Genomic DNA, 1,925 nt, shown 5'->3' with positions numbered 1-1,925 from the left:
GCCGCACAGATAGGCCATCCAGGTCGTCCCGTCGGGCGTCTCGACCAGGTCGGCGTGGCCGGCCCGCTGCAGCGCCGCGTGCGGCCGGTCGCGGGCGGTCAGGACCGGGCCGTCGGGGTGCAGCTCGTAGGGGCCTTCCAGCGTGCGCGAGCGGCACATGGTCACGGCGTGGCCCCAGCCCGTGCCGCCCTCGGCGGTGATCAGGTGATACCAGCCGTCCCGCTTGTAGAGATGCGGCGCCTCGGTCAGGCCCAGGGCGGTGCCGGGGAAGATGTTCTTGCGCTGGCCGATCAGTCGGGCGGCGGAGGCGTCGTATTGCTGGGCCACGATGCCGGCGAAGCGGTTACGGCCCGGCCGGTGATCCCACAGCTGGTTCAGCAGCCACTTGCGGCCGTCGTCGTCGTGGAACAGCGAGGGGTCAAAGCCGCTGCTGTTGAGGAACACCGGGTCCGACCACGGCCCCTCGATGCTGTCAGCGGTGACCAGGTAGTTGTGGAAGTCGCGCAGGGACGCGCCCGACGCCCCGCCCACCGTGGTGCGGCCATAGCGCTTCACGTCGGTGAAGATCAGCCAGAACTTGCCGTCGGCATGGGTCAGGCACGGCGCCCAGACCCCGCAGCTGTCGGCCGCGCCCAGCATGTTCAGCTGGCTGGGCCGGGTCAGGGGCCGGGTCAGCAACCGCCAGTTCACCAGGTCCCGCGAATGATGGATCTGCACGCCGGGGAACCACTCGAAGGTCGAGGTGGCGACGTAGTAGTCCTCGCCGACGCGGATGATCGACGGGTCGGGATTGAAGCCCCGCAGGATCGGGTTGGAGATCGTGTCTTGCGGCATGGAACGCTCTACAGGGCGGGAATGGCGACGGGCTTGGTCGGCGACAGGCGGCCTGGATCGCGGACCAGGGTCCACAGCAGGGCCGCCCCGGCCAGGTCCAGCACGCCCAGGGCGACGAAGAACGGATCATAGCCCACCTTGGCCACCAGGCCGCCGATCAGCAGCGAGAAGATCAGCACCCCCAGGTTGCCGAAGAACCCGCCCATGCCCGCCACGGTCGCCACCTCGTTGCGGCGGAAAAGGTCCGACGACATGGTGATCACCGTCACCGACAGGGTCTGGTGGGCGAAGCCGCCCAGGCACAGCAGGGCGATGGCCAGGTAGGGGCTCTCGACCCGGCCGACGAACATCATGCCGGTCATCAACACCGCCCCCAGGGTGAAGGCCCAGCGGCGGGCGTCGATCAGGCTGACGCCGCGCTTCTGCAGGAACAGCACCACGGCCGGGCCGAACAGGCAGCCGATGTCGGCGGCCACGAAGGGCAGCCAGGCGAACATGGCGATCTGGGCCAGGTCGAAGTGGCGCACCGTGGTCAGGTAAAGCGGGACCCAGAACGACAGCGTGCCCCAGGTGGGGTCGGCCAGGAACCTGGGCAGGGCGATGCCCCAGAAGTTGCGGCGACGCAGTAGGCTGAGCATCGAGGGCCGCGCGCCGGCGGCCTCGAGATGGGCTTCCTGGCCCGAGGTGATCAGCTCGCGCTCGGCGTCCGACAGGGCCTTGTGCTTGTCCGGCGACTGGTAGGCCAGCAGCCACAGCACCACCCAGACCAGGCCCAGGCCGCCGGCCACCAGGAAGGCGGCCCGCCAGTTCCAGAGCAGGATCGACCAGGCCACCAGCGGCGGCGCGAGCACGGCCCCCATCGAGGCGCCGATGTTGAAGGCCCCGCCGGCGAAGCCGCGTTCCTTGGCCGGGAACCAGACCGATACGGCTTTCATCCCGGCCGGCTGGGCGCAGCCCTCCGCCGCGCCCAAGGCGCCGCGCAGCCCCAGCAGGACCTGCCAGTTCCCCGCGAATCCATGGGCCATGGTGATCAGCGACCAAGCCGTGGCGAACAGGGCGAAGCCCAGCTTCAGCCCGATGGAGTCCAGCAC

Annotated in this window: 2 protein-coding genes; both read right to left on the bottom strand. The window is 70.0% G+C overall.

The annotated features are described in order from the left end of the window. Positions 1–834: glycoside hydrolase family 43 protein (locus WAL33_RS04295; RefSeq protein ID WP_422178833.1), on the bottom strand; the 834-nt coding region annotated here is incomplete at its 3' end. 8 nt (positions 835–842) lie between these two features. Then, a partial coding sequence (locus tag WAL33_RS04290) for an MFS transporter (RefSeq protein WP_422178831.1) occupies positions 843–1,925 on the bottom strand: 1,083 nt, incomplete at its 5' end.

Origin of the sequence: Caulobacter sp. (assembly GCF_049283275.1) — a bacterium.
Lineage (GTDB): Bacteria > Pseudomonadota > Alphaproteobacteria > Caulobacterales > Caulobacteraceae > Caulobacter.
Note: the sequence above shows the minus strand (reverse complement) of the source record. Positions and strands in the feature narration are given on the sequence as shown.